At 61.9% G+C, this 6,683-nt stretch carries 6 protein-coding genes; 4 read left to right on the top strand and 2 right to left on the bottom strand.

The features are described 5' to 3' along the window. Window positions 1–226: hypothetical protein (locus tag F599_RS15610; protein WP_211209087.1), on the top strand; the 226-nt coding region annotated here is incomplete at its 5' end. A gap of 275 nt (window positions 227–501) precedes the next feature. On the opposite strand, the gene F599_RS0110400 is transcribed toward F599_RS15610, so the two are convergent. Both F599_RS0110400 and F599_RS0110395 read right to left on the bottom strand, forming a co-directional pair. Next, on the bottom strand, window positions 502–1,677 hold the full coding sequence (locus F599_RS0110400; RefSeq protein ID WP_019543471.1) for a MalY/PatB family protein: 1,176 nt from the start codon (window positions 1,675–1,677) through the stop codon (window positions 502–504). Window positions 1,678–1,708: 31 nt separating this feature from the next. Continuing rightward, the gene (locus F599_RS0110395; RefSeq protein ID WP_019543470.1) at window positions 1,709–2,848 is read right to left on the bottom strand and encodes a trans-sulfuration enzyme family protein; all 1,140 of its coding nucleotides are present in this window, start codon (window positions 2,846–2,848) and stop codon (window positions 1,709–1,711) included. 318 nt (window positions 2,849–3,166) lie between these two features. Between F599_RS0110395 and F599_RS0110390 the strand changes: the two genes are divergently transcribed. The 3 genes from F599_RS0110390 (at window position 3,167) to F599_RS0110375 (ending at window position 6,681) form a co-directional block, all read left to right on the top strand. Further along, window positions 3,167–3,514: a DUF2292 domain-containing protein gene (locus tag F599_RS0110390; protein ID WP_019543469.1), complete on the top strand. Its 348-nt coding sequence runs from the start codon at window positions 3,167–3,169 to the stop codon at window positions 3,512–3,514. Between the two features lie 449 nt (window positions 3,515–3,963). Next, window positions 3,964–5,268, top strand: a complete 1,305-nt coding sequence (locus F599_RS0110385) for a dicarboxylate/amino acid:cation symporter (RefSeq protein WP_019543468.1) — start codon at window positions 3,964–3,966, stop codon at window positions 5,266–5,268. Between the two features lie 255 nt (window positions 5,269–5,523). Beyond that, entirely contained in the window at window positions 5,524–6,681 is a 1,158-nt protein-coding gene (locus F599_RS0110375) for a BMP family ABC transporter substrate-binding protein (RefSeq protein WP_071592869.1), read from the top strand. Window positions 6,682–6,683 lie beyond the last annotated feature (2 nt).

The raw sequence follows: 6,683 nt of genomic DNA, 5'->3' as shown, positions 1-6,683 counted from the left end.
GGCTGCACTCGGTTCTTATGGGCCTGAGAGAATGTCTGGTAAAGTGCGGATAAATCCATTTCATCCACAAAGTGGCGTAGCAGACGGACCGGGTCATCCTTTGGAATTTGAAATTCAAAATTTAAGGGAAGGCAGAGTTGAAAACTTCCGCCGAGGGATGTATAATCTCCTTGTAAAATTTGATTTTGCATATCTATATTTTACGCCTGTTGCCAAGGATTTTTAAGTCCTTGGCAACATTTTTTTGCAAACTAAAAGGGGCTGCTACACGTTGTTGATACGTGCAACAGCCCCCTTTTGTCGTTGCTTGCAGTTGGCAATTTAAGAAAGCGCTGATGAAATGAGGTGCTCCGGATTTACGCGGATGCGCTGTATCTCCCTGGAAGACAAAGCGGAAGCGTAGTGGCAAAACGCTCCGTCGTGTTTTGTGCTGAGGCTTGTTGAGGGCGGGAGGACAGTGCAGACGTGTGAAGACGGAGTGCCGAATGAATCAGTGATTCCTTAACGGTCTCTGAACGCTGCCGTGAGCTGTGCGAGGCCACGCGAGAGCGTCTGCCAGGGGCAGGCGATGTTGAGGCGCTCGAAGCCCTCGCCGTCAGCGCCGAAGATGTGGCCGCTGTCGAGCCAGAGCTTCGCCTGATGCACGATGATGTCGTCGAGCTCGTGGGCGGGGAGGCCGTAGGCGCGGAAGTCGAGCCAGAGCAGGTACGTTCCCTCCGGCTCGATGAGACGGACGCGCGGCATCTCGCGCGCGAGGAATGCCTTCGTGCGCGCGTAGTTCTGCTCGAGGTAGGCGCGCAGCTCGTTGAGCCAGGGCAAGCCGTTCTCGTAGGCGGCCTGCGCCGCGAAGAGGCCGAGCGCGTTCGGCTGGCTGTAGCCGGCCCGGTCGATGGTGCGGCGGAATTTCTGCCGCAGGACGGGGTTTTCGATGAAGATATTCGAGCACTGGAGGCCGGCGAGGTTGAACGTCTTGCTCGGCGCCGTGCAGGTGATGGTATGCTGCGCGATGTCAGAAGAGAGCGAGGCGAACGTCGTATGCTGGAAGCCCGGGCGCACGAAGTCGTGATGGATCTCATCGGCGACGATGAGCACGTGGTGCTGCAGGCAGATGGCGGCGAGCGTCGAGAGCTCCTCGCGCGTGAAGACGCGTCCCGCGGGGTTGTGCGGGTTGCAGAGCAGGAAGAGCTTGACGTTGTTCTGGACGATGGCCTGCTCGAACTGTGCGAAATCGATCTCGTAATGGCCGTCTTTGAGCTGCAGCGGGCTGTTCACGAGCTGGCGGTCGTTGTCGCGGATGATGGCGCTGAAGGGGTAGTAGACGGGCTGTTGGATGAGGATGGCGTCGCCGGGGGCCGTGAAGGACTGGACGGCCATCGCGAGCGCGAAGACGACGCCCGGCGTCATGACGAGGCTATCAGCGGCGGGCGTATAGCCGTGCTGCTCACGCATCCAGCGCGTGAGCACCTCGCGGTACGCGGGCCCCGGGTCGGTGTAGCCGAAGATGCCGTGCTGGACACGGCGCGCGAGCTCGTCGAGGACGGGCTGCGCCGTGCGGAAGTCCATGTCCGCCACCCAGAACGGCAGCACGTCCTCCGGGTAGCCGCGCTCCGCGGCAAAATCGTATTTGAGGCAGGAGGTACCCCGCCGGTCGATGATTTCATCAAAATTGTAAGACATGGTATCGAATCCTTTCCTGGAGGAAATCAGCTCAGGCATGCAGCGCGCGGTCGAGGTCAGAGATGAGATCCTGCACGTCCTCGATGCCGACGGAGAGGCGGAGCAGCGTGTCGTCGAGGCCCGTCTCGCGCAGCAGTTCCGCGGGCATCTCCGCGTGCGTCTGCACGCGCGGATACGTCAGCAGCGTCTCGACGCCGCCGAGGCTCTCGGCGAAGCTGATGAGCGAGACGCGGCCGAGCATGGCCTGGGCGAGCGCGGCGCTCTCAACCTTGAACGAGACCATGCCGCCGCTGCCCGTCGCCTGCCGCTCCTGGAGCGCATGGCCGGGATGGTCAGGGAGCCCCGGATAGTAGACGGCCTGCACGCGCGGCTGCGTGCGGAGCCAACTTGCGATGGCGAGCGCGTTCGCCGCCTGCCGTTCGACGCGCACGCCGAGCGTCTTGAGGCTGCGGAGCATGAGCCAGGCGTCCATGCTCGAGAGCATGGGGCCGGAGGAGACGATGAGGCGGTCGATGCGCTGCGCGAGCTCGCTTGCCGCCTCGCGTACGACGAGGAAGCCCGCGATGACGTCGTTGTGGCCGCAGAGGTATTTCGTGCCGCTGTGGACGACGATATCGGCGCCGAGCGTCAGGGGCTTCTGGAAATGCGGCGAGAGGAACGTGTTGTCGACGGCGAGCAGCGCGCCGCGCGTGTGCGCGAGCGCCGCGATGGCCCAGATGTCGCTCACGAGCATCATGGGGTTCGAGGGCGTCTCGATGAAGACGAGCTTCGTCTCAGGGCGCAGCGCGGCCTCGACGCAGTCGAGGCGGGAGGTGTCGACGTAGCTCGCCTCGATGCCGTAGCGGCGGTAGACCTCGTTCGCGAGGCGCACCGTGCCGCCGTAGAGGTCGCTCCCGAAGACGACGTGGTCGCCGGGTGCGAGCAGCATCAGGACGATGTTGACGGCTGCCATGCCCGAGGCGACGCCCCAGGCGCGCTCGCCGCGCTCGAGCATCGCGAGCGTCTTCTCGAGGACGGCGCGCGTCGGATTCGCGCAGCGCCCGTAGTCGTATCCTGTGCTCTGGCGGAAACCGGGATGGCGATAGGTGGCGGAGAGGTAGATCGGCTCACTGATGGCGCCCGTCGCGTCATAGACATGCGCGCCGTGCACCTCGATGGAATCGTCGTTCATGAGAAAACTCCTTTGCTTTGGTATGCGAACGGTTCTTTCTATATAAGATGTGTACTATTAAATCATGAATCAGGAGCGAGCGCAAGATGTTCCGTGGAAAAGGCTACAGATTTGCCGCGTGCCGCCGCGGAGCCATCTTGACAGTGCGATTGCTTTGTATTATGATATTTATAAATATTACATATCATAATACTATGTAATTAACTGGGAGCGCAAGCCGTAGGCGCGGCGCGATTGGCTGGCTCCGTGCAAGGGCGGGCACGGCCGGCAGCTGCGTGTGCCGCCTGTCCGCAGGCAAAAGATGAGGAGGAGAGCGTGATGAAACGTCGCAGGTTGCGCACGGGGGAGATTCCCGAGGACATCATGGAGGAGATCCTGCAGGGCATCGGCAGGATGGCGAACGGCGAGACGGTGCTCGTCGCGCAGGACGGCATCCTCGTGCAGGTGGAGTTCGCGGAGAAGCGGCGCGTCGAGCACTGGGATGATGCGCTGCCGCAGGCCGCGTTCAGCGCGGCGGCCTGGCAGCGGCTCGCGGCGCGGATCCGCTGCGAGTTCTCCCGCCTCGCCTACGGGCGGCTGACGGTCGTGATGAAGCAGGGCCATGTCGCGCAGCTCGAGCGCACGGAGAAGCAGCGCTTCACGGGACTCGACGGCGAGGGCATCTGAGGTATTCTGGCCCGCATGCTGTTTTTTTAGGGAAACGCTGATTAATGCAAGGATTTTACCACTTACTCTTGAGTGGATGAGAACATACCTTCTCCTCAGGAGAAGGGGGACCGCGAAGCGGTGGAAGAGGTGCTGCACGGCGGGGGAATGTGCAGAAAAACCTAAATTCGAGGCAAAACACCTCTTCCGCCTCGCTACGCTCGGCACTCCCGGGGATGCCACTGGCATCCCGCGCTAACGCGCCCCCTGAGGGGAAGGTTAAATGAATGCGCGGCTTCTCTATAAATCAGCGCTTCCTTTAGGAACCGCTTCCTTGCATAGGCGGGGCAGACGGCAGGCGCGTCTGTCTTTTTTCTTTTCCGCTGTTGACAGCGCCGCGGAAAGCGGCTATAATAGCAGACAAATAAAACATAGCAGTTATATATCTATTCATGAAAGAAGGAATCTTTATGGCAGAAGAAAAGGATGCGGTGCAGCAGGCGGCGAAGGATGCGCTGGCCCGCCATCAGGCCCATCAGAAACGGCAGCTCATCCTCTGGATCGGCGCACTCATCGTCGGCGCCGTGCTCGGTACGCTCGGTATCGGACCGCTCAACGACTTCTTTAATTTCATCGCGACGGTCTTCACGCGGCTGTTCCAGTTCGTCGCCGTGCCGACCATCGCACTCGCCGTCATCACGACGCTCGCGGCGCTCGGCGCGGACAAGAGCACGGGGCGCATCTTCGCGCATGCCGTGACGTACACGCTGCTCACGACGATTTCCGCCGCGGCCATCGGCCTCGTGCTCTACCTCTGGATCGCGCCGGGCAATCTGCCGGCGGACGTCATCGGCGCGGGCGCCGCGGATGTGCCGTTGCAGAAGGTCGGCTCGCTCTCCTATTATGATCATTTCCTCACGGTCATCCCGAACAACCTGCTGCAGCCGTTCCTCTCCGGCAACGTGCTCTCCGTCATGATCATCGCCGCGGCCGTCGGCCTCGCGCTCGCGTTCATGCCGAAGACGGAGAACCGCGCGGTGCTCCTCAAGGGCATCGAGGGCGCGCAGGAAGTCCTCTTCACGCTCATCCGCGCGCTGCTCTGGGCGCTGCCGCTCGGCATCCTCGCCTTTTCCGCGCAGCTCTCGGCACAGATCGAGGCCGGCGTCATCGTCGGCGCGCTCGGCAAGTACACGGCTGTCGTGCTCGGCGGCAACGTCATCCAGTTCTTCGTTGTGCTGCCGCTCTTCCTGCTCGCACGCGGCCTCAATCCCATCCGCGTGTTCAAGAAGATGGCGCCGGCGCTCGCCGTTGCGCTCTTCACGAAGAGCTCGGCGGGCACGCTGCCCGTGACGCTTGCCTCGGCGGAGACGCGCCTCAAGGCGAACCCGCGCGTCGCGCGCTTCGTGCTCCCAATCTGCACGACGATCAACATGAACGGCTGCGCGGCGTTCATCCTCGTCACCTCGCTCTTCGTCATGCAGAACGCGGGCTTCGAGCTGAGCCTCGGTACGATGATCACCTGGCTCTTCATCGCCGTGCTCGCGGCCGTCGGCAACGCCGGCGTGCCGATGGGCTGCTATTTCCTCACGCTGTCGCTCATGTCCGGCATCGGTGCGCCGATCGGCCTCATGGGCGTCATCCTCCCCATCTATACCATCATCGATATGATCGAGACATGCGAGAACGTCTGGTCGGATTCCTCCGTCTGCGCGATGGTCGACCATGACCTCAAAGACGAGCTCGCGGCAAGCGAGGAGGCGCCGAGTCTCTCGTAATATGATGCGCCTTTGCAGCGCGGCAGAATATTCTGCGGCAGGCAGTACGCTTTGTACGGCCTGCCGCTTTTTTTCTGGATGGCTGCCGGCATTATGACATTTTTTGATTTTTTGCGGCTCTGGGGAGGGAAATCTCAGGGCGGGAGAGAATGATAGAAACGTAGCAAGTTTGCAAACAAACGAATGAAGGAATCACATGGTTTTGCTTCAATAGATATTAGTCCTTTGGGGATAAACATACTGGGAGGGATGGAAATGCAGAGGAGGTTTCATCGGCTATGGCTGCTCTTGCTGGCGGTATTCCTTGTCTGTCTCGCCGCTGGCTGCGGCAAGGCGGACGATAGCGTGTCGGAGCAGGGGGTGCCCGATGCGCAGGAGCATGCGCTGATCACGAAGGACGAGCTCAAGATCGGCGTGCTCTACATCGCGGATCCCACGGTCGGCAGCGGTTACAGCTACGCGCATGACCTCGGCATCAGCGATATGATGCGCAATCTCGAGCTGCGTCCGGAGCAGGTCGAGCGGGCCGTGGTGCCGGACAGCGACGCGGCGGGCGTCGCGCGTGCGGCGGAGAAATTCATCGCGGACGGCTGTCAAGTGGTGATCGGCACGAGTTTCGGCTATATGCAGACGCTGGCCGCGCTCGCGGAAAAGCATCCGCAGGTCTATTTCGCGCACAGCAGCGGTTTCTTGTCGAACGGGCGGAATTTCATCAACTATTTCGGCCGCATCTATCAGGCGCGGTACCTGAGCGGCATCGTCGCGGGGCTCAATACGAAGACGGGGAAGATCGGCTACGTCGCCGCGCAGGGTGCGGAGAACGCCGAGGTCACGGGCGGCATCGACGCGTTCGCCATCGGTGTGGCGGCGGTCAATCCGAGCGCCAGGGTCTACGTGCGCGTGACGCACAGCTGGTTCGATCCCGCGGCGGAGCAGGCGGCGAGCGAGGAGCTCCTCGCCCTCGGCTGCGACGTCATGTCGCAGCACTGCGATACGGACGCGCCCGTGCGCCTCGCGCAGCAGCGCGGTGTCTACGCCATCGGCTACAACTCCGATATGAGCAAGGAATGTCCGCGCTCGACGCTCACGAGCGTCATCTGGGGCTGGGGCGCGTTCTATACCTACTATATCAACAGTCTCCTGACAGGGACGTATGACGGGGAGAATTACTACCGCGGCATGCGCGACGGCATGGTCGAGCTCACGGATGTGGCGGATTTCGCCGCGGACGGGACGGCAGAGCAGGTCGAGGCGGCGAAGAAGCGCATCATGGATGGCTCCTGCAACGTCTTCGACGGCGTGCTGGAGACGAACGCGGGCACGACCGTCGGCACGGCGGGCAAGACGCTCTCCGACGCGGAGATCACGGGCGGTATCCACTGGTATTACAAGAATGTCGAAGTTCTGCCGTAAGG

Origin of the sequence: Selenomonas bovis DSM 23594 (assembly GCF_000381005.1) — a bacterium.
Taxonomy (GTDB): Bacteria; Bacillota; Negativicutes; order Selenomonadales; family Selenomonadaceae; genus Selenomonas_C; species Selenomonas_C bovis.
The sequence above is the reverse complement of the archived record's forward strand: the minus strand, read 5'-3'. Positions and strand labels throughout refer to the sequence as shown.